Below are 26,709 nucleotides of genomic sequence, written 5' to 3' on the forward strand. Positions count from 1 at the left end.
GCTTTGGCTTTTGCTTTGGCTTTGGCTTTGGCTTTGGCTTTGGCTGTTGATTTTCTCCTCTCCCCTTGCGGGAGAGGATGCCGAAGGCAGGAGAGGGGAGCGGCGAAGCCGCAAGCGCTCAAGCACCCCCAGGTTGCATAGCCATCGGCAAGCAAACATTCCCAGCTTCGCGGCTTACGCCGCTCCTACACAAGCAGCGTGCCGAAGGCAGGAGAGGGTGCGGCCAAGCCGCCAAGCTCATGCACCTTCAGGTCGCATGTCAGCTGGATGCCAAGTATTGCCAGCTTCGCGGCTTACGCCGCTCCCACAAAAGCCGTGCTAGCGCACATGCACCGCTGCTACCGGCATGCGATCCAGCGCCAGCCATGCGTCTTCGACCAGGTCACGCACCTGTTCCCAGCGCAGCCGTGAGCCGCCGCGTGCCTGCTCCCAGTGCTCGGCAAGCTCGCTGTCGGTATCACCGTTGCCACGCGGCCAGTCCGCCGCATGCGTGGCCAAGGCGAAGGCATAGGCCGGTTGCAGGTCAAGCCAGCCGCGTGCACCTCGCCGTCGCCGCGCATAGTCAGCCAGGCTGTACTGCACGAAATCCTGCGCCACTTCGTCGGCCGCATGTTGGCTGCGCCTGAGCCGGCCACGCCGCATCAGCTTGGGATCAGCACCAAACAACGTCGGCGCTAGCGGATGCTCCACTCGATCGGGGCGGTACATGGCACAACCCTCCCTGTTGGGCGGTCACAGATACGCCCGTGGCCGTTAGTTGGGAGTGAGCGGGGTGTTTAGGGGGTTGTTGGGTGGGTGGCGCAACGGCAAAAGCAAGGGCAGGAGCAAAAGCCCCCTCCCCAACCCTCCCCCTTCGCTAAGCGAAAGGGAGGGAGCTGATCGCGCGCGCTCAGCTTGCGGTGAGGCTGATCACCGCGCCCATTGCCACTGCAGGCCGACGGTGAAACTGCGATCCGGCCCCGGCTCGTAATAGCGCTGGTTGCCGTCATTGACGATCACCGAGCCGATGTAGCGCTGGTCCAGCAGGTTGTCCACACGGGCAAACGCACGCAGCGGTCCCCGCAGCGTGGTCCATTGCCGCGCCATTTCCAGGTTGACCAGGCCGTAACCCGGCGCATTGGCAGTGCCCAGGTCGTTGACCCCGATATCGCTGGCGGCGACCACCTCCGCCGCCCATTGCCAGGCCCCCGGCTGCCACTGCCAGCGCGCGAACAATTGCTGCCGCGGCACCCCCGGCAAACGCGTTCCGGCCGCCACCTCGTTCGCAGGCTGGTTGCAGGGCGAGGGCAGGCCAGTGCAGGTCAGGTAGGCCTGGCGCACCTCGGCCTGCAGCCAGGTATAGGCCAGCTGCAATTGCTGATCGGCGCCGATCGGCTGCTGCCAGCTCAGCTCCGCGCCCTGGCGACGGGTGGCACCGATGTTGCGGTAGCTGCTGCGGCCGCCACTATTGGTCGCCACCGCCAGTTCGTCGTCGCTGTCGGCACGGAACAGCGCCAGCTCCAGCCGCGCACCGCTTTGCGCCCGCCATTTGCTGCCGATCTCGTAATTGCGCGTGCGTCCAGCGGCCAGATCCAGGGCAAGGCCGGCAGCACCGTCGGCGCGGTAGCCCAGTTCGTTGAAGGTTGGTGTTTCAAAGCCGCGACCGGCCGAGGCATAGAAGCGCAGGTCGTCGCTGGCACGGAACACCAGGCCCGCCACCGGTGTGGTTGCCGAGTAATCGCGGCTGCCGCTGTCATCGGGATTGCCGGCGGTGATGTAGTGATCGCGCGAGCGGAATTGCACCTGGCTGTGGCGCGCACCCAGCAGCGCCGACCAGCGTGGGCTGAACTGCCACCAGGCCTGCGCGAACTGATCGATGTTCTGCACCCGGTCCTGCTGATCGCGGCGCAGCCGGCCCTTGATGCCCAAGGTGCTGCCGACGAAGTTCTCGTAACCAGTGCGGTGTTGTTGTTGGCGGTCGGCATTTGCGCCGATCACCAGTTCCAGAGGTTTGCCAGCCAGTTGCCCGTGCAGGGCCCAGCGCGCGTCCAGGCCGCCGTAATCGCTGTCCAGGTCGATCACCCCGCCCGAATGCAGCGGACTGTTCTGCGGTCCCGGCGGAATCGCCAGGAACTGTTCCACCGCACGCTGGCCGGCATAGCCCATCAGCCGCCAGGTCTGCGCGCCACGCTCGGCGCTGTAGACCGCGCCCGCCTGGTTCTGCCGCACCGATTTGCGGGTGTTGTACTGCGTGGCGACCGCCGTGGCCTGGCGCGGGTTGGTGCGTACCTGTTCACGGCTCAGGCCTAGCGGATCCTGTGCATGTGGCGCATCAAAGCCGTTGAACAGCAGCTCCAGCCGCTGGCCGGGCGCCAGCTCGAAGCCCAACCGCGCATTCACCGATTCCCGCCGCGCGGCGCTGTGCGCGCGCCAGCCATCGGTACGGAAGTGGTTGGCCGCCACGTTGTAGTGCATTGCGCCGGTCAGGCCCTTGAGCTGTACGCCGGTGCTGGAGCTGTTGTTGCTGCCATAGCTGCTGCGCAGCCGCCACGGATCGCCCTGCTCGCCGTCCGCGCTCCACAACTGCAGCACGCCACCGGAGGAGTTGCCGTACAGCGCCGAGAACGGCCCGCGCAGCACTTCCACCCGCTCCGCGCCAAACACGTTGAAGTGCGAGAGCTGGCCCTGGCCATCAGGCATGGTCGCCGGCACCCCGTCCACCAGCAGCCGCACGCCGCGCACGCCGAAGGTGGAACGCGCGCCAAAGCCACGCAGCGACAGCTGGGTGTCCTGTGCATAATTCTGCCGGTCACGCGCCAGCAGGCCGGGCACCGCGCCCAGCACTTCGGACAGCTGCGCGCCGCGCCCATTGCCGTCGGCATCCACACCCAGCGTGGTGCTGGACGCCGGCAGGTCGAAATCATCCACCGCGTGGACCTTGGCCGCCTGTACCTGGACCCGGTCCAGGGTGGTGGTGGGCAACTCCCCGGCCTGCGCCGGCAGCCCCAGCAACAGCCCACAAAACACAAAAAACCGATTACATGTCCGCATCCGGCCATCATCCCCGATCCGAGGTGACAGCGACATCGTCCCTGCGCTGAAGTTCCAGTTGAAACCCTAGGGCCAGCAGGCCCCAGCCCTGTTAGGATGATGCGGTTCTGAGCGCGCCGTTGCTGCATCCCGCGCCGAACCACCCCCACTCCCCGCCACTGATACGAGTATCGCCGTGTCCTTCTTTGCAAACGTGGAACAGGTTCCTGGTGACCCGATTCTGGGTCTGACCGAGGCTTACAACGCTGACAGCCGCACCACCAAGGTCAATCTTGGCGTGGGCATCTACTACGACGAGAGCGGCCGCATTCCGCTGCTGCGCGCCGTCAAGCAGATCGAGCAGACGCTTGCCGCCGAGGCCAAACCGCGCGGTTACCTGCCCATCGACGGCCTACCGGCCTACACCCAGGCCACCCAGAAGCTGGTATTCGGTGAGGGCTCGGATCTGTTGGCCGCTGGCCGCGTCGCTACCTCGCAGACCGTCGGCGGCAGCGGTGCGCTGCGCGTCGGTGCCGACCTGCTCAAGCGTCTGCTGCCGCGCGCCACCATCGCCATCAGCAACCCGAGCTGGGAAAACCACCGCGCCGTGTTCGGCGCCGCCGGTTTTGACGTGGTCGACTACACCTATTACGACAACGCCGCGCACGGCCTGGATTTCGCCGGCATGCTGGCCGACCTGCAGAAGCTGCAGCCGGGCACCGTGGTGCTGCTGCACGCCTGCTGCCACAACCCGACCGGCGCCGACCTGAGCACCGAGCAGTGGAAGCAGGTTGCCGCGCTGCTGAAGGACCGCCAGCTGTTCCCCTTCATCGACATGGCCTACCAGGGCTTCGACAAGGGCATCGAGCAGGACGGCCAGGCCGTACGCATCGTCGCCGAGGCCGGAATCGACAGCTTCATCGTCGCCAACTCGTACTCCAAGTCGTTCTCGCTGTACGGCGAGCGCGTGGGTGCGTTGTCGGTGGTGGGCCCGGATGCAACCTCGACCAAGGCTGTGCAGTCGCAGGTCAAGCGCATCATCCGCACCATCTACTCCAGCCCCTCCACCCATGGTGCCGCCCTGGTGGCCGGCGTGCTGGGCAGCGGCGAGCTGCGTGGCGTGTGGGAAGCCGAGCTGACCGAAATGCGCGAGCGCATCCACGCCCTGCGTGCCGGCATGGTGCAGAAGCTGGCCGCCCTGGGCGCACCGGAGTTCGGCTTCATCCAGCAGCAGGCCGGCATGTTCTCCTACTCCGGCCTGAGCAAGGCACAGGTAGACACGCTGCGTGACGACTACGGCATCTACGCCGTCGGCACCGGCCGCATCTGCGTGGCCGCACTCAGCCAGAACAACCTGGACTACGTGGCCAAGGCGGTTTACGAAGTCAGCCGCGGCTGATTGATCGTTGCTGCTGATGTGTTGAGGAAAAGCCCGGGGAAACCCGGGCTTTTTTGTGGTTTTAGGGTTGTGGATAAGGCTGTGGAGCAAAGGCTTTAGAGCTTTAAAGCACCCCTCCCCAGCCCTCCCCTTGCCTACGGCAAAGGGAGGGGGCAATAGCTGCAGCCCTCACCATTTCGCGAACTGCAGCTTAGCCCCCTCCCTTGCGCAAAGCGCAGGGGAGGGCTGGGGAGGGGTGCCGTTGCTCCGGCTCTTGCCGCTCCCACCCCCAGCCTTATCCACAAGCCCCTGTGGACATCCAACAGCTACCCAGGCACCACCCAGGTAACCACCACCGCAGCGGCCACCATCGCCCCCAGCCCAAAGGCCACACCGGCGCCATAACGGCCGCCACCACTGGCAAACGCCAGCACCGACTTGGCCAGTGACGCCGAGGCCAGCAAGGCCACCACGCCCCAGCGCGCCTGCGCCAGCTCCAGGCCACCGGAGGCAGTCAGCCCGGCAATGCTGGCGGCCGCCGCATGCAGTTCACCCAGGGCGGCAATCGTCGCCCCGGCCAAGGCGCCGGCCTGCCCGAACAGCTGCCGCAGCCCCTCGGACAACAGCAGCACCACCGCAATCACCAGCGCGATCAACAAGGCATGCTTGAGCTGGAAGGCCTTCGCCGCTGGCCCCTGCGGCACCGCTTCATCGGCTACATGGCGCAGCCCCAACGCCGAACACAGCAGCAGCACCAGCGCCGCTGCCGCCAGCGGCCACGCCGCCGCCTTCAACAACGTCGGCGAACTGGTACCGATAACCGCCGCAAACAGCAGCAACGAGGCAAGATTGGCCAACAAGGCCGCGGCTACCGACGGCATCACCAACCCCGGCGCCGCACGGCTGCCCCGGCCAAAGCCCGCCACCGCTGCCGTGGATGAGGCAAATCCCGAAAAGAACCCAGCCACCGGCAAGCCCCAGCGCGCGCCCACTGCCCGCAGGGCGATATGCCCGAGCATGCCCACGCCCATCACCAGCACCACGATCTGCCACAGCTTGGACGGCACCAGCACGCCCCAGGGGTCCACCGCACGGTCGGGGAGCATCGGCAGCACCACCAGTGCGCAGGCCGCCAGCAGCAAGGCATCGCGCACTTCCTGGTCGCTGATGACTTCCCGGCTCAGCCGCGCCAAGGGCGCCTTGGCCCACAGCAGGATGGCCACCACCACACCCAGCGCCGCAGCCAGGGCCTGCTGCTGCATGCCCAGGCCGCCCAGCAGCACGGTTATCAACAGGGCGATCTCACCGGTCAGGCCGGGATCTTCACGCGAGGTGACGCGATAGCTGGTCCAGGCCAGCGCCGCTACGGCCAGCAGTGCCACCACGAACACGGCCTGGCCCAGCATCAACCCGGCCGCGCCCAGCAGGGCGGCCAGCGCATGCGTGCGCACGCCGGCCTGCAGGCTGGTGCGGCCACCGTGCTGGCGTTCGCGCACCGCACCGATCAGCAGGCCGATGCCCAAGGCAGTCAACAAACCGTGTATGGCCTGATTCCAATCCATCGTGTTCTCCAGCAAGGCCCTGAATGGTACGAAGCCTGTGGATAAAGCCAATACCCACGGACTTATCCACATCTCATTCCCTTGGGAAGTTATCCCCAAATATCTGTGGATAACCCTGCCACGCCCGCCATGGCGGGGTTTCTCCCTGTCACCCCGTTGGCACAACAACCCGGGCGATGGACGCTGTCCATATTTGTCCACAGAAAGACAAAGTCTGGCCATCGCTCGTAAAAAAAAGGCCGAGCCGCGACAATAGCCCTCCTTTTGTCTGAAGGTAGTTGCCGTCCATGTCCCGTACGTCGCTGACCCGCTTCCTGATCGAAGAACAGCATGCCAAGCGCATCAACGCCGACCTGCGCCAGTTGGTGGCGGTGGTTGCCCGCGCCTGCACCAGCATCTCGATCGCCGTCAGCAAGGGCGCCTTGGGCGGCGTGCTGGGTGATGCCGGCACCGGCAACGTGCAGGGCGAGGCGCAGAAGAAGCTGGACGTGATCTCCAACGAGATCCTGCTCGAAGCCAACGCCTGGGGTGGCCACCTGGCCGCCTGCGCCTCGGAAGAAATGGACCACTGCCAGCCGGTGCCGTCCGAATACCCGCTGGGCGACTTCCTGCTGCTGTTCGATCCGCTGGATGGCAGCTCCAACATCGACGTGAACGTCTCGGTCGGCACCATCTTCTCGGTGCTGCGCTCGCCCAAGGGTGTGGATAAGCCCGGCGACGAGCACTTCCTGCAGCCGGGCACCCAGCAGGTGGCGGCCGGTTACTGCATCTACGGGCCCAGCACCATGCTGATCCTGACCGTGGGCCATGGCACCCATGCCTTCACCCTGGACCGCGAAACCGGCGAGTTCGTGCTGACCCAGCGCGGCATGCAGGTGCCGGCGGACACCAAGGAGTTCGCCATCAACATGTCCAACCAGCGCCACTGGGAAGCGCCGATGCAGGGCTATGTGGCCGATCTGCTGGCCGGCAAGGATGGCGTGCGTGCCAAGGACTTCAACATGCGCTGGATCGCCTCGATGGTGGCCGACGTGCACCGCATCCTGACCCGCGGCGGCATCTTCATCTACCCGTGGGACAAGAAGGACCCGTCCAAGGCCGGCAAGCTGCGCCTGATGTACGAGGCCAACCCGATGGCGTTGCTGGTGGAGCAGGCCGGCGGCGCCGCCACCGACGGCCGCGAGCGCATCCTCGACATCGCCCCGACCCAGCTGCACCAGCGCGTACCGGTGTTCCTCGGCTCGAAGAACGAAGTGGCCGAAGCCACCCGCTACCACCGCGACCACGACGCCTGAGCAACCGCCCCTGTTTCGCGCAAAACCCCGGGTGCGCTGCGCTTACCCGGGCTACGGCTGTGCGTAGTGCCGAGCCATGCTCGGCAGGGGCTTTCCCGGTAAACCAAGCTGGCATTGCTGGGTAAGGCCCTTGCCGAGCATGGCTCGGCACTACACATGCGGGGCGGTTCGCGCCACCATCGACGGCAGCTCTCCGGAGATACCGTCGATGCGCGGATTCATCATGCTGTTGCTGTTGCTGGTCCCCGCTTGGGCCTGGGCACAAACACCGGCGGCGCTGGAACAGGCCGACGCGGCCTGGAACCAGCTGCGCCTGCATGGCGATGCCAAGGCACTGGCGCCCTTGCTGGCCGACGACTGGCTGCTGACCCATTCCGATGGCCGTGTGCAGCACAAGGCCGACTACCTGCAGGAACTGGCCACGCGCCAGCGCCGCAACACCCGCATCGACAACGAAGACGTGCAGGTCCGCCTGCATGGCGATACCGCGGTGATCACCGGCACCAGCGTGCAAGCGGCCGTCAGCGATGGCAAACCCTGGCAGGGGCGGTTCCGCTTCACCCGCGTCTGGCTGCTGCGTGATGGTCAATGGCAGATGCTGGCCTCGCATTCCTCACGCTTGGCGGAGACCGCACCATGAGCGTGCCCGACTTCATCGAGGTCTATGACAACGCGCTGTCCGCTGCCGACTGCGCGGCCATCGTCGAGCGCCTGCGCCACAGCACGCAGCTCACGCCCGGCCAGGTCGGCAGCGGCGTATTCCCCGAACTCAAGCGCAGCCATGACCTGCGCATCAGCGGCAACGAGGCTTGGCGCGATGTCGAGCAGCGCCTGCAGCAGGCCGTGTTCAACGGCATGCTGCATTACCTGCGGCGTTATCCACAGGTTCTTATTTCACCATTGATGCTGCAGGTGCCGGGCACCGGCGGCCAGGCACAGCGATTGAGCGCCGATGATTTCCCGCGCATGGACGATGCCGCGCTGGCCGAACTGGCACGCACCTGCCTGCGCCCGGGGGCGATCAACCTGCAGTGGTATACCGCGGGCGAGGGCGGCTATCCGTATTGGCACTGCGAACTGTTCCCGCGCGACCCGGGCGGGGAAACCCTGCACCGCCATCTGCTATGGACGCTGTATCTCAATGACGGATTCGACGACGGTGAAACCGAATTCCTGTTCCAGCAGCGCAAAGTGACGCCGCGCACCGGCAGCCTGTTGATCGCCCCCACGGCATTCACCCACACCCATCGCGGCAACCGTCCGCAGGGTGGGGACAAGTTCATTGCGACGAGTTGGATATTGTTCCAGTCGGCGCAGCGTTTGTACGGCGATGGTGGCTGATCCCTATCGCTCATGGGGGCTGCCCGCTTCACATGTAGAGCGGAGCCATGCTCCGCTGAAGCTTTACCCGCAAACCCATGTAGGAGCGGCGTAAGCCGCGAAGCTGGCAATCCATCCGAGGCAGTGATGCCTGCAGTTTCATTGCTGCCGGCTTCGCGGCTTACGCCGTTTCTACAAAGCTGCCGAGCATCGCTCGGCACTACGGTGATCAATACATCTCAAACATCGTCGTAGCAGAGATCATCCGGATCAACACCAACATGATCCGGCGAAGGCAGCTCGAACAAACGTACTGCTGCGATTTCCTGCTTCCCCTGCAGCAACGCTTTTGCCACGCGATGCATGCCATCCATCACCCGTCCTTGCGGACAGAGAATGATCGGATACTGCAGGTCTGCCGCTTCCACCAGCTGCATGTGCTCGATCACCTGCCTGCATGTGGGTGGCGGCGAGCCGGCATCCCACCAATAGGCTTCGTCCAGTTCGGCGATTGAGGACAGCGGAACATGTGAGACCGGCAGTTCGCGGCTGAGCGCGACCAAGCGATGCACATCCCAGGCCAGCAGGCCTATGTCGCTTTGACGGAAATGGTATTGCCTGCGCATGGTTTGACTGCCCTCGAAATCCAGCCAACAGCGTAGCGCACCCGCTGTTGTAGAGCCGAGCCATGCTCGGCTGAAGCCTTACCAGCAATGCCTTGTAGGAGCGGCGTAAGCCGCGAAGCTCCCCATCCATCTGCTGCGGTGAATTCTGCTGCTTCATTGATATCAGCTTCGCGGCTTACGCCGCTCCTACAACTGACTTCACGTGCTTCCGAGCATGGCTCGGCACTGCAAGCGGGGTCTAGAACAACTCACCCTGCAGCGATGGCTTCTTCGGTGGCAGCGGGGCGATGAACTTGCTGCAGTCCAGCCACGGCCATTGCTGCCGCGAGGCGTTGAAGCCGAGCCGCTTGCTGGCCAGCTTGAAGCGGTTGGCCAGCAGGTCGGCGTACACACCTTCGCCGCGCATGCGCTTGCCGAACTGGCTGTCGTAATCCTTGCCGCCGCGCAGCTGGTTGATGGTGCTCATCACGTGCTCCGCGCGCTGCGGGTAATGTGCATCCAACCAGTCGCGGAACAGCGGGGCGACTTCATATGGCAGGCGCAGCAGCACGTAACCGGCGCTGCTGGCGCCGGCCTCGCGTGAGGCTTCCAGCACCGATTCCAGTTCTGCGTCGTTGATCCACGGAATCACCGGCGCCACCATTACGCCGACCGGAATGCCGGCATCGCTCAACCTGCGCATTGCACGCAGCCGTGCATGCGGCGCCGAGGCACGCGGTTCAAGTTTTGCCGACAGATGCGGGTCCAGTGAGGTCACCGAGAAATGCACACTGACCAGCTGCTGCTCGGCCAGCGGCGCCAGCAGGTCCATGTCCCTTTCGACCAAGGCGTTCTTGGTGATCAGCGAAAACGGATGCTTGGTCTCCTGCATCACTTCGATCAGCTGGCGGGTGATGCCCAGCTTGCGTTCGATCGGCTGGTAGGCGTCGGTGTTGATGCCCAGCGCGATCGGCTGCGGCACGTAGCCGGGCTTGGACAGCTCACGGCGCAGTACCTCCGCTGCATTGGTCTTGGCGAAGATCTTGGTTTCGAAATCCAGCCCCGGCGACAGGTTCAGATAGGCATGCGTCGGCCGCGCGAAACAATACGAGCAACCATGCTCGCAGCCGCGGTAAGGATTGATCGATTGGCTGAAGCCCACGTCCGGCGAGTTGTTGCGGCTGATGATGCTGCGCGCGGTTTCCGGGCGCACGTCGGTGCGCAGCCTGGCCTCGGCGAATTCCTCGCTCTCATCGACCGCCCAGCCGTCATCGACAGCTTCGCTGGTCTGGGTTTCGAAACGGCCGGGCAGGTAGGTGCTGGCACCGCGGCCCTTGATCGGGGTAGGCATATGCCTACGCTAACGCGGCCTGGTCGCAGGATCTGCGACAAGCCGCATTCATCCAGCGCGCGCTTCAGCCGGCCTTGGGCTTGATCACCAGGGTGGCGCTCATGCCGGCGCTGAGCACGGCATCGGCCGGTACCGAGGCCGGGTCGATGCTTACCCGCACCGGCACCCGCTGGGCCAGCCGCACCCAGTTGAAGGTGGGTTCGACCTCGGCCAGCAGGTTGCTGCCGGTAGGACCGGCTGCATCGGCCACGCCGGTGGCGATACCTTCAACCTTGCCCTGCAGGTGCAGGCCACCGGCCATCAGGCGGATATCCACCGTGTCGCCGCGATGGATCCTGGGCAGCTTGGTTTCCTCGAAGTAGCCATAGACCCACATGCCTTCGCTGGCGACCAGCGCCATCCGCGCCTGTCCGGCGGCGGCGTAATCGCCCACGCGCACGTCGAGGTTGGTGATGGTGCCGTCGGCGCTGGCGCGAACTTCGGTACGGGCCAGTTCCAGTTGTGCCTGCTGCAGCGTCACCCGCGCCTGCTGCAAGGCGGCCAGTGCCTGCTGGCTGCCGGCGCTGGCCGCATGTGCGCTGGCCTGCGCCTGCTTCCAGCTGGCCTGTGCGGCCTGCGCCACCGCACGGGCATCGGCCTGTGATTCGCGCGAGACGATGCCGTCGAGCTGGGCGCGGCGCTGTGCCTGTTCCTGGCGCATCCGGTATTCGGCCTGGCTGGCGTTGGCACCGGCACTGGCGGCGGAGATCGAGGCGCCTGCCGCACGTGCGGCGGCTTCGGCGGCCTGCAGATCGGCTTCGGCCTTGGCGACGGCCAGCGCATAGCGGTCACGGTCGATGACGAACAGCAAATCGCCCTTCTCCACCAATTGGTTGTCGTGCACGGCCACCTCGGTGACCAGGCCGGACACATCCGGAGCAAGGCGCACCACCTCGGCACGCAGGCGCGCATCGCGCGTCCATGGCGTAAGCATGTATTGGTGCCACACCACGTAGGCAAGCACTGCGGCAAGCAGCACCACCACGCTGGTGACACCGCCTCGTATCAGGCTGGCGGTTTTCATCGGGACATCCTCAATCAGAAAAGTGGGGCAGGAACAACAACAGCGCCATGCAGTAGATGGCGGCGAACAAGGCCACCCGCACCAGCGAGGGGTGCAGCGCGCGGCGGTACAGGCCAACCCGGCCCAGGCCGTAATCGAGCACGCCGAACAGCGGCAGCAGCAGCACCACCAGCACCAGTGCGCCGGGGAAATAGATACCGCCCATGGAAACTTCAAACGGCATGACGGGCCTCCTTCAGGCGTTGCTGGCGACGGGAACGTTGTACATAGGCGGCCAGTACCGAGGCGCTGTCATCCAGGCTCATGCGTAGCAGGTAAAGGTGATCGCGCACCGCGCGCAGCGCCTGCGGTTGCGGGCCGGCCAGTTCGCCCAGTGCGGCGTGCACGCTGGCCTTGGCCTCCCGCAGGGTGCGTGCGCGCGGCGTGCGGTAGAGCTGGCCGAGCAGAGCAAGCGCCTGCTCGATCTGCGCATGCAGCGGCGCTGGCAGTGCCTGCTCGGCCAGGTCATGGCGCAGGTCGATCGCGCAATGCCCGGTTTCGTGGACCAGCAAGGCCCATTCGAACAACTGCCGTGACGGCCGGCTGCCCGGCGTGGTGCGGCTGGCCACCTGCTGGAACAGTTCGCGGTTGACGCTCTCGAACTTCGGCAACAGGCCGGGCAGGGGGGCGGTCACCGCCAGCTGCACCTGTGCGCGCAGGCGCTCCAGCAGGCGCCGCTGGCGTTGCTTGCTGCCGGGCAGACCCGGCACCAGCATGAACACGCCCATCGCCACGAAGGCACCGACCGCCATGGTCAGCGAGTTGTCCAGGAAGCTCTGCGCGCTGGGATGGAAATGCGGGCCCATGTTCCACGAGACCAGGATGCCGACATTCATCGCCATGCCGATCACCGCAAAACGCGGCCGGGTGGAGATATACAGCGAGGCGAGCATCGATGGCAGGGTCAGCAGCACCAGCATCGGGAAATCCGGTGCCAAGGCCATGGCGACGAAGCCGGGCAGGGCGAAGAACGGTGCCACCACGTGGCCGATGGTGGCGCGACGCACCACCCATAGCGGGTCCGGTGCCGCCGAGGACATCGCCACCAGCGCGGCCATGCCGAATACCGCCAGGCCGCCCTGGTTCCAGCTGCTGCTCAGCCACAGCAGCGACAGGGCCAGCATCACCACGAAGCAGCGCACCGCCGCCAGCGCGATCGCGTACCAGTCGTTGGCGCGGGTGAAGCGCACCTTGCTCAGACGCGGCGCGCGCGCGCGCAAGCGCCCATTGCCGGTTTCCATCCGCGCCTTGGCGCTTAGATAGGCCTGCAGTTCTTCGGCGAAGCGGCGCACCAGCAGCGCACTGGCATCAAAGCCGGTCTGCAGCTGCACCGGCAAGGCGCGGCGTTCGCGGGCGAACAGCCCATCCAGTTGCCCGCACCAGTGCTGCAATGCTTTGGCCAGGGCAGGGACATCATCACGCAGCGCGCTGTCGTCCAGCAGCGGCAGCAAGGGCTTGAGGCTGGCGCGGATTGCGTTGACCAGGGCCTCATCCTTGCTGCGGCGCAGCCGCTCGATATGGTGGTGCAGGGCCTGGAAACGCGAGGTGGCGGCCATGAAGTGCTGGTTGATCAGCTTCAGCTGGCCGTTGCTGCTGCGCAGGATCGGGTCGTCGAACCAGGCCATGGCGCGCAGATCCTCGAACTGGATCGCGCCCTGCACCACCCGGCTTTGGGTACGCTCGATCACCTCGAAGCCCTGCAACCGGCCGCCGATGGCGTCGGCGACAAAGCCCAGGAAATCGTTGAGGTTGCCGTCGTCGGCCGCACGCAGGCCGGCGCGCAGGCGGTTGGGCCACAGCACGTCGAACACCACGCTGGTCACCGCCATGCCCAGCAGCACCTCACCGGTGCGCTCCAGCGCGCTGTTGAGGATGTTCTGCGGCTGCTCGATCACCGGGAACACGATCATCGCCACCGTATAGCCGGACAGCACGAAGCCATACGAGGCCATGCCACGGCTCCACACCGAGCCGCCGGCACAGAAGCCGGCCCACAGCGCCATCACGGTGACCAGCATCACCGGGCTCTGCGGGAACAGCGACACGAGCAGCACCGCCATCGCGCAGCCCACCACGGTGCCTACGCCGCGATAGAACGCCTTGGCCAGCACCATGCCGGTATTGCGGTTCATCACCACCAGCACGGTGATCATCGCCGTGCCGGGCGAGCTCATGCCCAGCCGCATCGCCAGCCAGCCGGACAGGTACAGGGCCACCAGCACTTTGCCGATGTAGGCCCAGACCGCGCGTTCGCCGCTCATGGCCTGGGCGAAGGTATGCAGCAAGGTGTTGCGGGACTTCGTGTCAGGGGACGTCTGCGCGCCCGGCGCGTACTCAGCCGGTCGGACGCTCATGGTTGTTGTTCCAAACCCATCAGGATGCGGGTCAACACGGTTTCGGTATGGCGCAGTTCTTCCGGCTCGACGCCACTGAAGAAGCGCTGCAGCTGCTGGATCACCGCCGGCATCACCTGCTCGATCAGTTGTTCACCTGCCGGGCTCAAGCGCACTACCAGCTTGCGCCGGTCCTCGGCGCTGGGTTCGCGGCTGACCAGGCCCTTGGCCAGCAGCTGGTCGATCAGGCGGGTCACATTGGACGACTTCTCGCTGGCCGCCTCACTGATCTCCGACGGGCTCAGGCCGTGCTCGGAGCCATCCAGCATCATCAGCACGTTGTACTCCGGGTGGGAGATACCGTAATCGCGCATCAGTTGGTTGCCGTGGTCGCAGAACAGCTTGTGCACCAGCTTGATCAGCCGGGCGAGCATGGCCTGGTCACGCGGAAAGCCGGGGTGGCGAGCGCTGCTGATCGCCAGCTTCTGGTCGATGCTGGCGTAGCCGCCGGCGGCGGGAAGGGGTTTGTCCATCCCGGTATATTACACTTATGTAGTAATTGATGCAATGCACAAAGAGCGCAAGTGCTTTTGTGGGAGCGGTGTAAACCGCGAAGCTGGCATTCCTTCCGCGCGCTGTGCATGCCCGATGTCATGGCTGTCCAGATCTTCTACGCCTGATCCATCTGTTGCTTCGCGGCTGACGCCGCTCCCACAAGACCACAAGATCACAAGCCCGCAGGAGCAACAGGGCCCCCTGCCGTCATCGGCCATGGCTAGAATCGGCGCATGCGCGAAGCCCTCCAAGATCTGTGGACAAGTCTGTCCAGCATTCCCCACGTCGCCCAGATCCTGGCCGCCGCCTACCTCACCTATCTGCTCGTACTGGCCTGCTACATCGTGCTGCAGAAGCGCGAGCCGGTGGCGACGCTGAGCTGGATCCTGTCGCTGGCCGCGCTGCCGTATATCGGGCTGTTCGTGTTCTACCTGATCGGTCCACAGAAAATCGTGCGCCAGCGCCTGCGCCGTGGCCGCTCCCGCGAGGGCATGAGCACCTATGACGCGGTTTGTCCGCCCGATGCCAGCTGCACCGAGCTGTCGCGGGTAGGGCAGGCCACCACCGGCCTGTCACCGAGCACCGCCACCGACGTTGACTGGCTGCAGGATGGCGCGGCCACCTACGCCGCGATCATCGACGCGATCGGCAAGGCCCGCCGCCACGTCAATCTGGAGTACTACATCTTCGAGCCGGACCACGCCGGCACCGCCATGCGTGATGCCCTGGTGGAACGCGCGCGCGCTGGCATCAAGGTGCGCCTGCTGCTCGATGCCGTGGGCTCGTCGAAGATACGCAAGCACTTCCTGCAGCCGCTGCTTGATGCCGGCGCGGAGTTTGCCTGGTTCCATCCACGCCAGCTGCTCAAGCCGCTGAAGCGGCCGTGGTTGAACATGCGTACCCACCGCAAGCTGGTGGTGGTCGATGGCGAGGTGGCCTTTACCGGCGGCATCAACGTCACCGACGAGGAAGACGACAGCCGCAATCCCAATGCCTATCGCGACCTGCATATGCGCATTCGCGGCCAGGTTGTGCTCAGCCTGCAGCTGGTGTTCCTGGAGGATTGGATCTATGCCACCGAGCAGCGCCCGGAGGCATTCGAGCGCGCCGACCTGTTCCCGGCCGATGTGCCCAGCCGCGCGCAGGGCGGCATCGATGCGCAGGTGCTGGTATCCGGCCCGGATTCCGCCTGGGAACCGATCCACCGCCTGCATGTGGCCGCCATCCAGGAGGCCAAGCGCCGGGTCTGGCTGGTGACGCCGTACTTCGTGCCGGGCGAGGCCGCGCGCATGGCACTGACCTCGGCCGCGCTCGGTGGCCTGGACACACGCCTGCTGGTGCCCAAGCGCAGCGATTCGATCTTCGTCACCCTGGCCGCGCGCTCTTACTTCGACGAGCTGCTGGAAGCGGGCGTGCGCATCTTCGAATACGGCCCACGTATGTTGCACAGCAAGGCCTTCATCGCCGACGACGACACCTGCATCGTCGGCACCGCCAACTTCGACCACCGCAGCTTCCGCCTCAATTTCGAGCTGTCGATGATGTATACCGACCGCAAGCTCACCGGCGAACTGGAGGCCATCCTGCAGGCCGAGTTCGACAGCGCCGAGGAGGTGCAGCCCATCCGCGACCGCTCGCTGTGGCGCAAGCGCCTGCCAGAAGCCTTCGCTCGGCTGGCCTCGCCGCTGTTGTAGGCGAAGGCCGGCAGCCGCGGGCGGCGTTCGCCTTCCCGGGCGGCAGCGATGACCCGCGGCTTGACCCGCTCTGCCGATTCACTGGTACAGCGCGGCGATGCGCATTGCCTGCGTGGAATCGTCACTGCCAGCGCCGTTACACTGCACACCTCTGATGGGGAGATCGTCATGTACTGGCTGTTTCTATTGCTTGCGCTGGGAGCGTTCCTGCTCGCCTTCTCCACCACCCACAGCTGGCTGCTGGTCCTGGCCCTGCTTGCGGCGTTGGTGTTCCTGCTGCTGTGGGCCAAAGGCCTGTATGTGGCCCGCTTTGGTGGCATGAACACCGTGCCGCGGCCGCTGCATGCCGCCGAACTGCAGGCCCTGCGCGCGCAGCTGCGCCCCAACGCCGAAGCCAGCACTGCAACGCCCGCAGCGTCGGTCGCGCAGGCAGCTGCAAGCCCGTCGGCCCCGGCCAACGACCGCGAGCTGCCGCAGCCATGACCGTGCTCAGCGTCAACGTCAACAAGATTGCCGTGCTGCGCAACTCGCGTGGCGGCAATGATCCGGATGTGGTGCGCGCGGCGATGACCTGTCTGCGCGCCGGCGCGCACGGCATCACCGTGCACCCGCGCCCGGACCAGCGGCATATCCGCGCCGCCGACGTGCTGATGCTGTCCGCGCTCACCCGGCAACATGGCGTCGAGTTCAATATCGAGGGCAATCCGTTCGCGCCGCCGCGCGAGGGCTATCCCGGCCTGCTCGAACTGTGCGAGCAGACCCGTCCTGCACAGGCCACGCTGGTGCCCGACAGCGATGGCCAGCTGACCTCCGATCACGGCTTTGATTTCGACCGCGATGGCGCACGCCTGCGGCCGCTGATCGCCACGCTCAAGTCCTATGGCTGCCGGGTCAGCCTGTTCGTGGATGCGGGCAATCCGGATATCGCCCAGGCCGCCGTGCTCGGCGCCGATCGCGTGGAGTTATACACAGGCCCTTATGCCGAAGCGCATGCTGCCGGCGATCCCTGGGAATCGCTGGCCGTGTTTGCCGACGCGGCGCGCCGCGCGCAGGCAGCAGGCCTGGGCGTCAACGCCGGCCACGACCTGTCGCAGGCCAACCTGAGCGCGTTCCTCACCCACGTCCCCAACGTATTGGAAGTCTCCATTGGCCATGCCTTGATCAGCGAAGCCTTGTATACCGGGCTGGAAGCCAGCGTGGCAGGCTATCTGGCAGCCATTGCCGAGGCCGAAAACCTGAGCAGATAAGCCGGCTCAGGTTTGCTTTACAGGCAGCGAAAGCCCGCAAGCAGCGCTGCGTTCACTCCGGCAAGCCATTGGCGGCCGCCAGTTCACGGCAGCAATACCCACGCACCGCTGGCTGCGCTGGCGGGGTGGGGATGAAATTGCATCCACACAGTTATCCACATACGTTTCCACAGAGTTTCGTAGGGCGTTGGCTGAACTGCTCAGCATTGTGGATAAGGCGAAAAGAGCCTGTTCGAGCTGCGGCTGCCGCTTGTGTGAACAGGCTCGACGATATGCGCGAAACAGCCTTATCCACAACCCCGAACCGTTGCTGCGATTCGCCTGGAGCCCGCAGCTGCTGCCTGAGCCTGCAATCTACGGCTCGGGTTATCCACAGTCATGCCGCGCATGGATGGCACACCGCATGTCGGTGATCCGAATACTTGTCACCGCCCATGACTCCTCATCCATGCAGGAGGGATCGGCACGACAACCGATGCGGTATGGAAAGGGTTCCACGTGGCTCGCGCCACCATGATCCACAGGCTGTAGCAGGATTTTCCTGGCGCCCAAGACAAGCCCCAGCTATCCACAGCACCTTGTGGATAAGTGCCTGCATGGATTGGCGCCGAGCGAATTTTCCTCAGCCTGGATCGAGTTGAGAGCCTGGCTCGATTTCGCTGGCAATCGCCAGGCCCTGCATTGCGCCGGTTCCTCGCACCCGCAGGCCTGCTCCGCCTCCGCTGGCATAGACCACGCATGTGTGGGGCCTGTCCTACGACTGATCGCTCGTATTCAAATCCCGCCGTTCACCAAAGCCGCGACGATGATGCCCACCGCGATGCCGGCAATGATTTCCAAAAGGCTGTGGCCCATGCGTTCGCGAAGCCGGGCCGGTTCCGGGGTTGCTTCGGTCAGCCGATTGATCGTGGCAGCCTGCCTACCCACCTGCCGACGCAGGCTGCTCGCGTCCAGCATGACGATGAAGGCCAGGGTCACGGCAACGCCGAAGGCCGCGTGCCCAATGCCCTCCCTGAAGGCGATCAGCGCGGCCATGCTACTGACAATGGCGCTGTGGTTGCTGGGCAGCCCGCCGTAGCCGATCAGCCCAAAGGCAGGCCGGCGCGCCTTGACGCTGTTGATGGCGAATTTCAGAACCCCGGCTACCAGCCAGGCCAGGAACGGAGTGATTGCGTAGGCGTAATCCATGGTCATCCTCCGGCCGGCCAAAGCACCCAACCACACAGCCCGACCCACAGCACAACGGTGAGCAACAGCGGCCAATCGGCCAACAGCGCGTCAGTGGGTGATTCCCCACCATCCAGGGCCTCGACCACGAACCAGTAGCGAAACAAACCAAACAGCACCAGTGGGACGGTAATGACCAGTTCTGGCCGGGACGACATCACGAACATGCTGTAGAACAGCAGCGCCCCGGTCGCAGACATTTCCGCATAGCGATCGATCAAGGCGACAGAGTATTTCTTCAGCACGCCACGACTTTCGCTGCCGTTCTGGCTAAGCTCCTGGCGTCGCTTTACCGCGGCCAGATACAGTGCCAAACATAGCGTGGTGATGAACATCCAGGACGACACGGGGACGTCCAGCGCCATGGCACCAGCATAGACCCGCAGCACGAAGCCGATTGCGATGGTGAAGATATCCACCACCGGCTGGTGTTTGAGCACGAAGGTGTAAGCCAGATTCAAAGCGACGTACGCCGCGATCACCAGCACCACCTTCGGCGCAATGAACCAACCACAGATGAGCAGGGCGTAGAGGCAGAGCAGCAGGAGCGTGGCGCTGCGCACCGAGATCAGGCCTGATGCGAGCGGTCGAGTCCGTGACTTCGTCGGGTGACGACGATCATGGTCGATGTCATGCATGTCGTTGACGATGTAGGTCGCCGACGATGCGATGCAAAACAACACCATGGCCTCAAACGCATGGGTGACGGCATCGAGGTTCCGGAACGAGCCTGAGAATGCCAACGGCGCAAGAACGAAAGCATTCTTGATCCATTGCTTCGGCCGCATCAGCTTGATCAAGCCAACTGCCTGCGCTAGAGGCCCGTAGGCCGTTGCGCTACCATCCATCAAGTGCCCCCGGTAATATTACGGAATGTTCGCCTCAACCAAGCTGACGATTAACTATGCCATTTTCGCATTAATCGCAATGGCGGCAAACATTGGCGCACAGCATCTCGTGATCCAGTGTTACAGCGGCAGTTTTGACATCATGGCTTCGATCATCGTCGGCACTGGCGTCGGCCTGGTGGTGAAGTACGTCCTGGACAAACGCTACATCTTTCAGTTCCACCCGCGCAACGCAATCCACGACATGCGGACCTTCCTGCTGTACACGGCGATGGGCGGCGTCACCACCTTGGTATTCTGGGCTTTCGAATTCGGCTTCCAGCATGTTTTCCAGACCAGCGCGATGCGTTACCTGGGCGGTGTACTCGGTCTGACGATCGGCTATCTGGCCAAGTACCACTTGGACAAGCACTACGTCTTCCGCTTGGACCCTGCATGAAACCGGTGTCCGCATGGGGGCGCCTGGCCGCTCCGGCCCACCGTGTGGTGCAACTGACCGATCCGTCGCAGGTGGCACATGTGCTGCGCAACGGGCCGCTGCCTGGACTTGCCCATGGCATGGGCCGCAGCTATGGCGATGCATGCCTCAACCCAACGGGCACGTTGTGGGTAACCACCGGGCTGGACCATCTGGTGGCTTTCGACGACGTGAGCGGGCGGCTGGTCTGCGAAGCGGGGGTATTGCTGCGCGACATCCAACGGCTTGCGATTGCCCGTGGATGGATGCTGCCGGTCACTCCTGGCACCCAGCTGGTTACCGTGGGTGGGGCCATCGCCAACGACGTGCACGGCAAGAACCATCATGTGGCCGGCTCCTTCGGTGACCACGTCCGCAGCCTCACCCTGCTGCGCACCGATGGCGAGGTCATCCAATGTGGACCAGAAGCGCGCCCGGACTGGTTTGCGGCGACGGTAGGTGGCTTGGGACTGACGGGTGTGATCACCCAGGCCGAACTGCAGCTGCGCCGCGTACCCGGGCCCTGGCTGGCAACGGAAACCGTTGCCTATACAGGCCTGGGCGAGTTCTTCCGTCTGGCAGATGATGCCGAAGTGGATTGGGAACACACCGTGTCCTGGGTCGACTGCATGTCGGGACCTCGCACGCGCGGCCTCTTCATGCGCGGCAATCCGGTTTCCGTGGAATCTCGACCGTTACCGGCGCTGCGCGAGCGCAGCATGCCGTTCGTCCCGCCGATATCACTGGTCAACTCGCTTTCACTTCGTCCTTTCAACGCGGCGTATTACCGCCTTGGCAAGTGGCGGGCGGGAAGGGCCTTGGCGCACTACGAGTCGTTCTTCTATCCCTTGGACAACCTGCGCGATTGGAACCGGATGTACGGACCGAAGGGATTCTTCCAGTACCAGAGCGTGGTACCGCGGGAGGTTGGCCGCGATGCCGTGCAGGCCATGTTGCGGGAAATATCCGGCGATGGTTCGTTCCTGGCAGTACTGAAAACGTTCGGGGATCGGCAGCCGATCGGGATGTTAAGCTTCCCGCGGCCCGGGGTGACCTTGGCACTGGACTTCCCGAACCTCGGCGAGCGGACGCACAGGTTGTTCGCACGCTTGGACGCCATCGTGCGCGAGGCAAGGGGGCGCCTGTATCCGGCCAAGGACGCGCGCATGCCACGCGAGTTGTTCGAAGCCGGGTATCCGCGGCTGCCGGAATTCCTACCTTATCGCGACCCAGGTATCAGCTCGGGTCTTTCGCGCCGCCTGCTGGGAAGTTGAATGAAACGAATCGTCATCATCGGAGCGACCTCTTCGATCGCCACGCATTGCGCCCGGCTGTGGGTACAGGATGCGGCCATCGACCTCACCTTGGTCGGGCGCGACGCATCACGCTTGGAGCGGGTGGCCGCAGACCTGCGCGCGCGTAGTCCACAGTCCAGCATCCGGGCAGTCGAAGCCCGGTTCTTCGACCCAGCAGCCATCGCTGACACGGTGGCAGACATCACCCGGATGGGCGCGGTGGATATCGCACTGATCGCACACGGCTCGCTGCCCGATCAGGCCGAGTGCCAACGCGATCTGCAGGCTTGCCACGAGGCGCTGGGAGTCAACGCGATTTCGCCGGTGCTGTTCGCTGAAGCCTTCGCCGGCAAAATGGCCGAGGCCAACCATGGCACGCTGGCGCTCATCGGTTCGGTGGCCGGCGACCGGGGACGCCGCTCCAACTACGTGTACGGGGCCGCCAAAGGGCTGGTCACACGCTACGCGCAGGGGCTGCAGCACCGTTTGGCGATCACTCCGGTGAAGGTCGTTCTGGTCAAACCAGGCCCGACCGCGACGCCGATGACCGCCAACCTCGGCGACAAGGCACCGAAGCTGGCGCCAGTCGAAACAGTGGCCCGGCAGATCGTGGATGGCATCGCGAAGGGGCAGAGCGTGATCTACACGCCTGCGAAATGGCGCCTCATCATGCAGGTCGTCAGGCATCTGCCGGCCTTTGTTTTCAACAGGATGGATGTCTGATATGGGCAACGATGGGGACGCGGCGATGATGCGCCAACCGAGGGGCCAGTCCGGATGGGCACTGGCCGTTGCGCTCGGCATGCTGGCGATCTCGATGGCGTTGGCATCATGGTTCTTCCTGTGCAGGAAGACGACGTATTTCGACGACGCCTTCATCTATCTGCACATGGCCGCCAATATCGTGGAAGCAGGAACGGCGCGCTATTTCCCGATCACCGGCTCGTCAATGCTCTTGTCGAGTTCGCCGTTGCGACTATTGACCCTGGTGCCGGGCCTCCTCGCGTTGGAGTTGGCCCAGGTACCACTGCGGACCATCGAAGCGGCACGCTTCGCGTTCCTGAGCAGCGGCTTGGTGTCGTTCCTGGTCTTCCTGCCGTTCTGGCGCAACCGTCTGAAGGCCTACATGTGGGTGGGCGTCGTGCTGTTCCTGCTTGGCATGTCGCTGGACGCAGTCTTCCTGATGGAAGGCGGGGTGCTGTTCCTCTCGCTGCTGAGCCTGGCCAAGCTGTTGGCCGAGAGATCTAGCAACCATTTCGCGGTAGGGCTGGCGGTGCTGCTGGTCGGCCTTTCCAGGCCCGAGTTTGGGGCGGTGGCGGTGGTGGTAACTGCGCTGGTGTATCACTCCCAACCCAGAGCACTGGGGCGGATATTGCAGGGCTTGGCCGCTGGCGCGGCCATCTACTGGATCGTTATGGCTGCGCTGGGCGTCTGGCCCATCCCCAGCACCATCTGGTCCAAGCAAGTGACCGGGAAGCTGAGATTGTTCTCTCAGGAAAACCTGATCGGTGTGCTTCCGGCGCAGATCGCCGAAACCCTGGGCTCGAAGCAGGCGTGGGTCGGCTGGTTGCTGCTGATACTGCCGGCAGCGTTTTCGCTCATGTTGCGGCGCGCGGCCATCCCGGTACTGATCGCGCTTGGACTGCTGCTGGCAATCGCTTTCTCCATGCCGGGGAACTTCCCCTGGTACAGCCAGAACTTCCTGCTGGCTTGGCTGGTTGTAATGGTGGCGGTGGCTGTAGAGCTTCGTAGGCAGCGCCTGGACAGGGCGGCATTCGCGATGGCGGGCATGGCGTTGCTCGCGCTGGCGTTGACGTTGATGACGAACCTGGGCAGGAATGTGGACAGGGCCTGGAACGAAAACTCACCGATGTACCTCGGTTACCAGGAGGTAGGCAGAAGTTCCATCGGTGATGGCAAGTACATCATCCAGCGCTATCTGGACGAACCGGTACGGATCCGCATGTGCGAGATTGGCATCGTCTCCTTCTACTCGGGTCACGACGCTTGGATATTCGACATTTGTGGCTTGGTGCAGATCGGCAACCTCAAGGACGCCTCCAACAGCTGGCTGTCCCATTTCTACCCGGCCTCGTTTGCAGAAAGTGGCGAAGATCAGCTGGCCCGGTTCAAGGATGATGCAAAGGTCCGCGTGATCGACGTATGGTCCATGAGTGGCCAGAAGGACGTCGAGCGCGCCAAGAGCAAATGCGGCTTTGTCGACTACCGGCTTTGCATCAACCGCTATCGATGAGGCTTGGCGTCGCCGCCGCCCGCAGCCAATCGTTGCGGGCGGGCCGGAGCGAGCGGGTCATCCAGCATAGAAGTATTGATCTGGTAGCAGTGCCTGCAGCGGCACCATGAGCCGCGCCGCTGCCAAGGCGCGCATCGACAGCGGGCGCGCCGGCTTCAACTCTCTGCATCCATTGCAGGAGATCACCCACGTGTTGCCTTGCTTGCGCCGATAGACGTCTGCCCAACCCTGCAACCAGGCTTCGGCCAAAACCTTGCGCAAGCGCGTTACCGATGACGACGGGCAACTGAGCCCAACGGCGGGAATCGGCAGGATGCCGCGCGCTTCCTGCTCGACAGCGACGAAGTCATCGCCATGGCCTGGCCGGTGATCGCTGGAGCGGCTGCAGGCGCACTGGCCCTGGACATTCATATCCCGCTATTCCAGCTCGGGTGACACGCTCAGCAACGGCCTGGGCCGTGTTCGGGGTCGTCCTTTTTCAGCATCTGGTTGTCGGTCCGCACTGCTCGAGGAAGGTGGTCAATCACCTGTTCCCCGCCGCGCATGCACCAGACTCTGGATGAGATCGCCGTGCGCGCGCTGCTCGTCGAACACTGGGATCATCCCGTTCGAACATACCTCTCTGCTGCGGGCAAAGAATCTCGCCATGCCGCAGGTGTTCGATCAGCCTTCAGGCCATGTGGAACATGGGCCTGAAGTGAACCAGCAGAGGCTGATGCCTGAGACAGATCGTCACGGCCAAAGTCGGTTACCTGCCAGAACCTCGGGCTTGCCGAAGCCATCCATGCAGCAAGCAATGCTATTTGCGAAGACGGTCATGGGTGGAACGAGCACATTGGGCAGAGCGGCTGCAGCGCACGAAATCCGCAGCCAGCGCCCCGACCCAAAGCGGGCGAATGACCGGCTTACGGTGCTGTTTTCACAACGGGCAAAACAAAAAAAACGCCCCCACAAGGAGGGCGTTTTCCAGTCGCGTCATGACTTGGTATTGCAGTATTACTTACTGCACGAAGCCAATCTTCTTCATCTGAGCGTTCTTCGCCTGGGCCAGGATCTTGGCCATGACGTCGTACTCGGAATCCGGGCTTGCTTCGATGCGAAGTTCCGGCTGGTTGGTCGGATCCTTCTGTACTTCTTCTTCCATCTTCTGCTGCAAGTCGTGCACGTTCACTGGACTGTTGTTCCAGAAAACCTGGTTGCTTGAATCAACCCGCAGGTCGATCGGCGGCGGCGGCTCGCGCAGCTGCGGCGGCGGATTGATAACCCGCTGCGGCAGATCCACGGCGATCGGATACGTCATGATCGGCGCGGTAACGATGAAGATGATCAGCAGCACCAGCATCACGTCCACGAGGGGCGTGACGTTGATGTCGGCCATTGGGCCCCTGTTTCCACCACTACTGAATGCCATGTCTTATTGCCCCTGCTTGTCTTTGGTGGCAACGAAACCGACATCCAGCATGCCCTGACCCTGCGCGATCTTGGTGACCTCGTTGATCACCTTCATCTTGGTGGTCTTGTCACCACGCAGATTCAACGGCGGCTGCGGCGTCTGCTGTGCAGCGGTCGCGAAACGTGACTCCAAGGTCTCCTTGGAGACCTCTTCGTCGTTCCAGTAGAGCTTGCCGTCTTCCTTGACCGCCACCGTAATCGGATTCTTGCGATCAGGCGCAGTATCCGGATTCTGGATCAGGTTGGCTTCCGGCAACTCCACTTTGACCTTATGGGACATCAGGGGAGCCGTGATGATGAAGATGATCAGCAGCACCAGCATCACGTCCACGAGGGGAGTGACGTTGATGTCGGCCATTGGGCCGCTGCTGTTACCACTACTGAAAGCCATAACGGGCTCCGTCTATATCGTTGCGAAGACTTACTCGACTTGCCGGATTAGCGAACGCGCGAACCGGTGGCGAAGAAGTCGTGCAGATCGTGAGCGAAGGTGTCGAACTTGCTGACAGTCGCGCTGTTGATCTTGCTGAAGAAGTTGAAGGCGAACACGGCCGGGATAGCCACGAACAGACCGATGGCGGTCATGATCAGTGCTTCACCCACCGGGCCGGCAACGGCGTCGATCGAGGCCGAACCGGTTGCACCGATCTTGATCAGCGCGCCGTAGATGCCCCACACGGTACCCAGCAGACCCACGAACGGAGCGGTAGCACCGACGGTGGCCAGCAGGATCATGCCGCCCTGCAGCTTGTTGGATTCGCGGGTCACGGCCTGACGCAGGGCGCGGTCAACGAACTCCGAACGGCTCAGGGTTTCCGAAGCACCAGCCTGCTGGTGGTGAGCGGCAGCCTGGGCAGCGTCCAGTGCGATCTTGGAGAACGGCTCCGAAGCCGGCTGTTCTTCCATGGCGCGGATGGCGTCCTGTGCGTTCGGGGCATCCCAGAACTGCGACGGCACGCGATCAGCAGCCGACTTCAGGCGAGCGGTACGGAAGATGTTGATGACGGTCCAGTACCAAGACATGGCCGACATGATCACCAGGGTCAACAGAACAACCCAGGAAACGGCGAAGTCGCCCGGCTTGGTGGTCATTTCGTGGATCAGATGCTCGAAGCCCATCTGCGAAAGGGCGTTGTTTGCGTTGCCCCCGGCAGCAGCGGCGATGAAAATTTCCTGCAGCATGACGCTTACCTTTGTTGTGTGTGGTGTTAAAGGGTATAGCTAATGTTGACCTGACCTGGTGGCGGCGATCGAAGCCGCCACACGGATCAGCTCAGCGCAAAGTTGACCGGGACGCGGACGCGACCAGCTGCCTTCGACCCACCGCTCTGGGCGGGGTTGAACTTCCACTTGCGCGCCGCTTCCATTGCAGCTCGGTCGAGGTCACGGTTACGGCTGGACTTCTCGACAGACACATTGGTGACGTTGCCGCTGGCATCGACATCAATGATCAGGATGACCTCGCCCTGGATACCGGCACGGAATGCAGCCGGCGGGTAACGCGGCGGGTTCATGGCCTTGGACGAGATGTCCACGCTGGCCTGGATGTCAACCGGCGGCGACGGCGGTGCAGGCGGAGCCGGCGGCGTCACCACGTCGTTCGGACGCGGTTCCGGCACGTCGATCACCGGTGCTTCCGGCGGCGGCGGCAACGGCGAAGCCTTCGGCGGCGCCAGGTTCTTGACCGGCGGCGGCGGGGTGTCCTGCGGCGGCGGCGGCGGCGGC

The 26,709-nt window shown here is 64.2% G+C and carries 27 protein-coding genes; 11 read left to right on the plus strand and 16 right to left on the minus strand.

Annotated elements, in window-relative coordinates; all coding sequences use genetic code 11:
* Positions 1-318: 318 nt before the first annotated feature.
* Positions 319-642, minus strand: coding sequence for a hypothetical protein (locus ABB27_RS16190; RefSeq protein WP_057629878.1), 324 nt, complete (start codon positions 640-642; stop codon positions 319-321).
* A 267-nt stretch (positions 643-909) separates the two neighbouring features.
* Positions 910-3,030 (minus strand): TonB-dependent receptor family protein, encoded by a 2,121-nt coding sequence (locus ABB27_RS16195; RefSeq protein ID WP_083491359.1) that lies wholly within the window; start codon positions 3,028-3,030, stop codon positions 910-912.
* Positions 3,031-3,205: 175 nt separating this feature from the next.
* On the opposite strand from ABB27_RS16195, the gene ABB27_RS16200 reads away from it, so the two are divergent.
* Positions 3,206-4,408: an amino acid aminotransferase gene (locus ABB27_RS16200; protein ID WP_057629832.1), complete on the plus strand. Its 1,203-nt coding sequence runs from the start codon at positions 3,206-3,208 to the stop codon at positions 4,406-4,408.
* 305 nt (positions 4,409-4,713) lie between these two features.
* On the opposite strand, the gene ABB27_RS16205 is transcribed toward ABB27_RS16200, so the two are convergent.
* On the minus strand, positions 4,714-5,949 hold the full coding sequence (locus ABB27_RS16205) for an MgtC/SapB family protein (RefSeq protein ID WP_057629834.1): 1,236 nt from the start codon (positions 5,947-5,949) through the stop codon (positions 4,714-4,716).
* Between the two features lie 287 nt (positions 5,950-6,236).
* Between ABB27_RS16205 and ABB27_RS16210 the strand changes: the two genes are divergently transcribed.
* The 3 genes from ABB27_RS16210 to ABB27_RS16220 all read left to right on the plus strand — a co-directional run bounded on the left by ABB27_RS16210 (position 6,237) and on the right by ABB27_RS16220 (position 8,585).
* On the plus strand, positions 6,237-7,244 hold the full coding sequence (locus ABB27_RS16210; protein ID WP_057629836.1) for a class 1 fructose-bisphosphatase: 1,008 nt from the start codon (positions 6,237-6,239) through the stop codon (positions 7,242-7,244).
* A 208-nt stretch (positions 7,245-7,452) separates the two neighbouring features.
* Positions 7,453-7,884 (plus strand): nuclear transport factor 2 family protein, encoded by a 432-nt coding sequence (locus tag ABB27_RS16215; RefSeq protein ID WP_057629838.1) that lies wholly within the window; start codon positions 7,453-7,455, stop codon positions 7,882-7,884.
* Positions 7,881-8,585 carry a 2OG-Fe(II) oxygenase gene (locus ABB27_RS16220; protein ID WP_057629839.1) on the plus strand — a complete coding sequence of 235 codons (705 nt, stop codon included), beginning with the start codon at positions 7,881-7,883 and terminating at the stop codon, positions 8,583-8,585. The genes ABB27_RS16215 and ABB27_RS16220 overlap by 4 nt, the downstream gene beginning before the upstream one ends.
* A 218-nt stretch (positions 8,586-8,803) precedes the next feature.
* Here ABB27_RS16220 and ABB27_RS16225 read toward each other — a convergent pair whose 3' ends face one another.
* From ABB27_RS16225 to ABB27_RS16250, 6 genes are all read right to left on the minus strand, one after another.
* A complete protein-coding gene (locus ABB27_RS16225) occupies positions 8,804-9,127 on the minus strand; it encodes a hypothetical protein (RefSeq protein WP_211263724.1) in 324 nt (107 codons plus the stop codon).
* A 301-nt stretch (positions 9,128-9,428) separates the two neighbouring features.
* Complete coding sequence (locus ABB27_RS16230; protein ID WP_057629842.1) at positions 9,429-10,520, minus strand: PA0069 family radical SAM protein; 1,092 nt, start codon at positions 10,518-10,520, stop codon at positions 9,429-9,431.
* Between the two features lie 64 nt (positions 10,521-10,584).
* Complete coding sequence (locus tag ABB27_RS16235; protein WP_057629844.1) at positions 10,585-11,583, minus strand: HlyD family secretion protein; 999 nt, start codon at positions 11,581-11,583, stop codon at positions 10,585-10,587.
* A 10-nt stretch (positions 11,584-11,593) separates the two neighbouring features.
* A complete protein-coding gene (locus tag ABB27_RS16240; protein WP_057629846.1) occupies positions 11,594-11,806 on the minus strand; it encodes a DUF1656 domain-containing protein in 213 nt (70 codons plus the stop codon).
* Positions 11,796-13,976, minus strand: coding sequence for an FUSC family protein (locus ABB27_RS16245; protein WP_057629847.1), 2,181 nt, complete (start codon positions 13,974-13,976; stop codon positions 11,796-11,798). Before ABB27_RS16245 ends, ABB27_RS16240 begins: the two co-directional genes overlap by 11 nt.
* The gene (locus tag ABB27_RS16250) at positions 13,973-14,488 is read right to left on the minus strand and encodes a MarR family winged helix-turn-helix transcriptional regulator (protein ID WP_057629850.1); all 516 of its coding nucleotides are present in this window, start codon (positions 14,486-14,488) and stop codon (positions 13,973-13,975) included. The genes ABB27_RS16245 and ABB27_RS16250 overlap by 4 nt, the downstream gene beginning before the upstream one ends.
* 255 nt (positions 14,489-14,743) lie before the next feature.
* Between ABB27_RS16250 and cls the strand changes: the two genes are divergently transcribed.
* From cls to ABB27_RS16265, 3 genes are read left to right on the plus strand one after another with little or no spacing between them, the layout of a single operon-like run.
* Positions 14,744-16,204, plus strand: coding sequence for a cardiolipin synthase (gene cls, locus ABB27_RS16255; RefSeq protein ID WP_057629852.1), 1,461 nt, complete (start codon positions 14,744-14,746; stop codon positions 16,202-16,204).
* 60 nt (positions 16,205-16,264) lie between these two features.
* Positions 16,265-16,687 (plus strand): hypothetical protein, encoded by a 423-nt coding sequence (locus ABB27_RS20070; protein WP_152984638.1) that lies wholly within the window; start codon positions 16,265-16,267, stop codon positions 16,685-16,687.
* Entirely contained in the window at positions 16,684-17,451 is a 768-nt protein-coding gene (locus tag ABB27_RS16265) for a pyridoxine 5'-phosphate synthase (RefSeq protein WP_057629855.1), read from the plus strand. Before ABB27_RS20070 ends, ABB27_RS16265 begins: the two co-directional genes overlap by 4 nt.
* 774 nt (positions 17,452-18,225) lie before the next feature.
* Here the strand turns inward: ABB27_RS16265 and ABB27_RS16270 are convergent.
* Both ABB27_RS16270 and ABB27_RS16275 read right to left on the minus strand, forming a co-directional pair.
* Positions 18,226-18,639, minus strand: a complete 414-nt coding sequence (locus ABB27_RS16270) for a divergent PAP2 family protein (RefSeq protein WP_211263725.1) — start codon at positions 18,637-18,639, stop codon at positions 18,226-18,228.
* A gap of 2 nt (positions 18,640-18,641) precedes the next feature.
* Positions 18,642-19,526 carry a decaprenyl-phosphate phosphoribosyltransferase gene (locus tag ABB27_RS16275; RefSeq protein WP_057629859.1) on the minus strand — a complete coding sequence of 295 codons (885 nt, stop codon included), beginning with the start codon at positions 19,524-19,526 and terminating at the stop codon, positions 18,642-18,644.
* 25 nt (positions 19,527-19,551) lie between these two features.
* On the opposite strand from ABB27_RS16275, the gene ABB27_RS16280 reads away from it, so the two are divergent.
* Genes ABB27_RS16280 through ABB27_RS16295 form a run of 4 tightly spaced genes read left to right on the plus strand, consistent with a single transcriptional unit; the run spans position 19,552 to position 23,532 of the window.
* A complete protein-coding gene (locus ABB27_RS16280) occupies positions 19,552-19,965 on the plus strand; it encodes a GtrA family protein (RefSeq protein WP_057629861.1) in 414 nt (137 codons plus the stop codon).
* Positions 19,962-21,257, plus strand: coding sequence for an FAD-binding oxidoreductase (locus ABB27_RS16285; RefSeq protein ID WP_057629863.1), 1,296 nt, complete (start codon positions 19,962-19,964; stop codon positions 21,255-21,257). Before ABB27_RS16280 ends, ABB27_RS16285 begins: the two co-directional genes overlap by 4 nt.
* Entirely contained in the window at positions 21,258-22,001 is a 744-nt protein-coding gene (locus ABB27_RS16290) for an SDR family NAD(P)-dependent oxidoreductase (RefSeq protein ID WP_057629864.1), read from the plus strand.
* Entirely contained in the window at positions 21,994-23,532 is a 1,539-nt protein-coding gene (locus ABB27_RS16295) for a hypothetical protein (protein WP_152984639.1), read from the plus strand. The genes ABB27_RS16290 and ABB27_RS16295 overlap by 8 nt, the downstream gene beginning before the upstream one ends.
* A gap of 57 nt (positions 23,533-23,589) precedes the next feature.
* Here ABB27_RS16295 and ABB27_RS16300 read toward each other — a convergent pair whose 3' ends face one another.
* The 5 genes from ABB27_RS16300 to ABB27_RS16320 all read right to left on the minus strand — a co-directional run.
* Positions 23,590-23,943, minus strand: a complete 354-nt coding sequence (locus ABB27_RS16300; protein ID WP_057629868.1) for a hypothetical protein — start codon at positions 23,941-23,943, stop codon at positions 23,590-23,592.
* Positions 23,944-24,532: 589 nt separating this feature from the next.
* On the minus strand, positions 24,533-24,943 hold the full coding sequence (locus ABB27_RS16305) for an ExbD/TolR family protein (protein WP_057629870.1): 411 nt from the start codon (positions 24,941-24,943) through the stop codon (positions 24,533-24,535).
* A 3-nt stretch (positions 24,944-24,946) separates the two neighbouring features.
* Positions 24,947-25,375 (minus strand): ExbD/TolR family protein, encoded by a 429-nt coding sequence (locus ABB27_RS16310; RefSeq protein ID WP_057629873.1) that lies wholly within the window; start codon positions 25,373-25,375, stop codon positions 24,947-24,949.
* Positions 25,376-25,422: 47 nt separating this feature from the next.
* Positions 25,423-26,166, minus strand: a complete 744-nt coding sequence (gene exbB, locus ABB27_RS16315; RefSeq protein ID WP_057629874.1) for a TonB-system energizer ExbB — start codon at positions 26,164-26,166, stop codon at positions 25,423-25,425.
* Between the two features lie 86 nt (positions 26,167-26,252).
* Positions 26,253-26,709, minus strand: a 457-nt coding sequence (locus ABB27_RS16320; RefSeq protein WP_057629876.1) for an energy transducer TonB, incomplete at its 5' end; no start/stop codon positions are given.

Origin of the sequence: Stenotrophomonas terrae (assembly GCF_001431465.1) — a bacterium.
GTDB lineage: Bacteria > Pseudomonadota > Gammaproteobacteria > Xanthomonadales > Xanthomonadaceae > Stenotrophomonas > Stenotrophomonas terrae.